Origin of the sequence: Mesorhizobium sp. M1E.F.Ca.ET.041.01.1.1, from assembly GCF_003997355.1 — a bacterium.
In the GTDB taxonomy this organism is placed as follows: domain Bacteria; phylum Pseudomonadota; class Alphaproteobacteria; order Rhizobiales; family Rhizobiaceae; genus Mesorhizobium.
In genome coordinates, this window is record NZ_RZSL01000640.1 from 1 (window position 1) to 3,171 (window position 3,171).

Consider the following 3,171-nt stretch of genomic DNA (forward strand, 5'->3'; position numbering starts at 1 on the left):
GTTCCCATTCTATTGCGAACTCTCATCCGCCTGAGTGTGTCACGATTCCAAATAGGTGTCCGCCCAGTTCGACACCGCCCAGCGCGGGTTGTCGGCGATGTTGCCGACGGTGTCTCGGGCGACGGAAATGAAGCTCCATTCGGCGACGTTGATCAGCGGCAGGTCGGCCGCGACCTTTTTCTGGAACTCCTTGTAGAGCTCGGTGCGGGCGGCGGTGTCGAGCGTCTCCGAGGCTTTCGCGATCAGCGCGTCCAGGTCGGCGTTCTTGTAGCCGCCCTGGTTGGAGAAAGGCACGCCGTCCGGAATGCCGCTCTGCACCAGGATTGTGGTCGAGATCGCCGGATCGCCGCGGAACACCGGCGGGCCGACCGCGAGGTCGAAGGCATGGTCGGTGTAGACAGCCTTGATGTGGGCCGCGGAGTCGTTGTTGACGATCTCGGCGTCGATGCCGATCGCGGCCAACGCCTGGCGCAGATAATCGCCGAATTGTTTCGTCTCGTTGAAGTAGGGCGCCGGCAGCAGCTTCAGCGCAAAACGCTTGCCGTCGTCCGCGCGCTTGTAGCCGGCCTCGTCCAGCATCTCGTTGGCCTTGGCGACGTCGAAGGGGTAGGTCGGCACGTCGGCGGTGTAGAACTGCGGATCGTTCTTCGGCACCGGGCCGGTCGCGGTCGCGGCATAGCCGAGGAAGATCGTCCTGACGACGAAGTCCTTGTCGATGGCATGGGCGATCGCCTGTCGCACCTTGAGATCGGCAAGCTCCTTGCGGCGATGATTGATCTCGACGACGAGCTGGTAGGTCAACCCCTCATAGCCCTTGGTGACGACCTTGAGGCCCGGCACCTTGGAAATGCGGTCGAGATCGGCGAGCGGCACGGCGGAAAAAGCGGCGAGCTGGATCTCTTCCGCCTCGAGCGCCGCGGCGGCAGACGTACGATCGGGGAGAACCTGATAGACGATCTCGTCGAGATAGGGCTCGTCCTTGCCCCAATAGTCGTCGTTTCTCGCCAGCCGATAGTACTGGCCGGCCTTGTATTCGGCGAATTTGAACGGACCGGTGCCGACCGGCGCGTTGTTGGCAGGATTGTCCTCGATCTTGCCGTTCTCGTAGACATGCTTCGGCACGACGCTCGACAGCGCCGGCAGAGCGTTGCGGATGAGCTGGAGCGGCGTCGGTTTGGCGAATTTGAATACGGCGGTGAGATCATCGGGCGTGTCGACCGCAGCAAGGTCCTTGAACACGGTGCGGCCGAGATTCTGCAGCGGCTTCCAGATCTGCAGCGCCGAGAAGGCGACGTCGGCGGAGGTGAAGGGCTTGCCGTCATGCCATTTGACGCCGTCGCGCAATTTGAAGGTCACCGACAGCCCGTCCGCCGCACCTTCCCAGGAGAGCGCGAGCCGCGGCTCAAGCCCATCCTTGCCGTCGAAGGAGGCCTCGGCCAGGGTCTCGACGACCTTGCTGGAAATGAAGAAGACGCCGTTTGAGGCGACGATCGCGGGGTTGAGGTTGCGCGGCTCGGAGTCGGCGGCGACGATCAGCCTGCCACCCTTCTTCGGCGTCTGCGCCATGCCGATGGTCGGCAGCGCGGTCGAGGCCAGAAGCAGCGCCGAACCGGCAAGCAGGCCGCGGCGTGAAATCGTCAATTCGGACATCGCTCAAACTCCCCTCTTCACCCGCGGCAGGCACGGGCAACCTCGAAATGAGCGGGATTATGGCCCTTGGCAAAGGTTTCGCCAGAGACGGATTTGGCGCATGCTGGCTTGGCTTTGAAATTTTCGTCCGCTGGACCAGTTATATTTCGGGCTGTGGGCGCGGCAATCTGGTAAGACCAGATTAAAGAGAATAGCTCCTACGAGCCTTTCGGCTAGGTTGAATTGGCAATGCTCTGCCAATTCTGGCTGGACCAGAGTGGTCAAAATGATGCAGATTTGACCGACAACCAACCGTTCAAAAAGATTGGCCGCTGCAGCGGCCGGAAAATTCAGGGAGAGGCAGATGAACATCGCTCCGGGCAAGGCCGACGTCAGCAGTATCCCGTTCGATCAGGCGCGGGTAGACCGGCTGATGGAGGAGGCCGGCATCGACGTGCTCTTCACCACTTCCAAGCACAACACGCAGTACCTGCTCGGCGGCTACAAGTTCATCTTTTTCGCGGCGATGGATGCGATCGGCCACAGCCGCTATCTGCCGATCGTCCTCTATGAAAAGGGCGGGCCGGAGCACGCCGCTTATATCGGCAACCGGATGGAAGGCGGCGAGCACCAGAACCATCCGTTCTGGACGCCGACATTGCATGCCGCCTGCTGGGGCACGCTCGACGCCGCCAACCTTGCCGTCGAACATCTGCAGAAGATCGGCAAGCAGGCTGCCCGCATCGGCATCGAGCCGGGCTTCCTGCCTTCGGACGCCTATACGCTGATCCGCAGGGCGCTGCCGGACGCCAAGCTCATCGACGCGACCGGCATGCTGGAGACCATGCGCGCGATCAAGACCGAAGCGGAACTCGAGAAACTGCGCATCGCCTCCGAGTTGATCACCGATTCCATGCTGGCGACTATTGCCCGGGCGCGTGAGGGCACGACCAAGACCGACATCATCGAGCAGCTCAGGCGCGAGGAGACCAATCGCGGCGCGCATTTCGAATACTGCCTGCTGACGCTGGGCTCCAGCCACAACCGCGCCGCCTCAGACCAGGCGTGGAAGAAGGGCGAGGTGCTGTCGATCGATTCCGGCGGCAACTATCACGGCTATATCGGCGACCTTTGCCGTATGGGCGTGCTTGGCGAGCCGGATGCCGAGCTGGAGGATCTGCTGGCCGAAGTCGAGGCGGTGCAGCAGGCGGCCTTCTCCAAGGTGAAGCCGGGCACGCTCGGCGGCGACATGATCGCCCATGCCGAGAGCGTGCTGAAGGCCTCGAAGGTCGCGGCCTACACAGATTTCTTCGCCCACGGCATGGGGCTGATCACCCATGAGGCGCCGTTCCTGATGACCAACCATCCGGTCGCCTACGAAGGCACCTACGCGGCAAAGCCGCTGGAAAAGAACATGGTGCTCTCGGTCGAGACGACGATGCTCCACCCGACGCGCGGCTTCATCAAGCTGGAGGACACGGTAGCGGTGACCGATGCCGGCTATGTGATGTTCGGCGACCGCGGGCGGGGGTGGAACAGGGG

At 62.6% G+C, this 3,171-nt stretch carries 2 protein-coding genes; one reads left to right on the forward strand and one right to left on the reverse strand.

All coding sequences use genetic code 11. The features are described 5' to 3' along the window. Positions 1–39: 39 nt before the first annotated feature. Positions 40–1,650: an ABC transporter substrate-binding protein gene (locus tag EOA38_RS31760; protein ID WP_126091843.1), complete on the reverse strand. Its 1,611-nt coding sequence runs from the start codon at positions 1,648–1,650 to the stop codon at positions 40–42. Positions 1,651–1,993: 343 nt separating this feature from the next. On the opposite strand from EOA38_RS31760, the gene EOA38_RS31765 reads away from it, so the two are divergent. Further along, on the forward strand, positions 1,994–3,171 hold a 1,178-nt coding region (locus tag EOA38_RS31765), incomplete at its 3' end, for a Xaa-Pro peptidase family protein (RefSeq protein WP_145966159.1).

Bases quoted from the DNA above. Each gene is read 5' to 3' on its own strand.
- EOA38_RS31760 (WP_126091843.1), bottom strand. From the start codon at position 1,650: ATGTCCGAATTGACGATTTCACGCCGCGGCCTGCTTGCCGGTTCGGCG.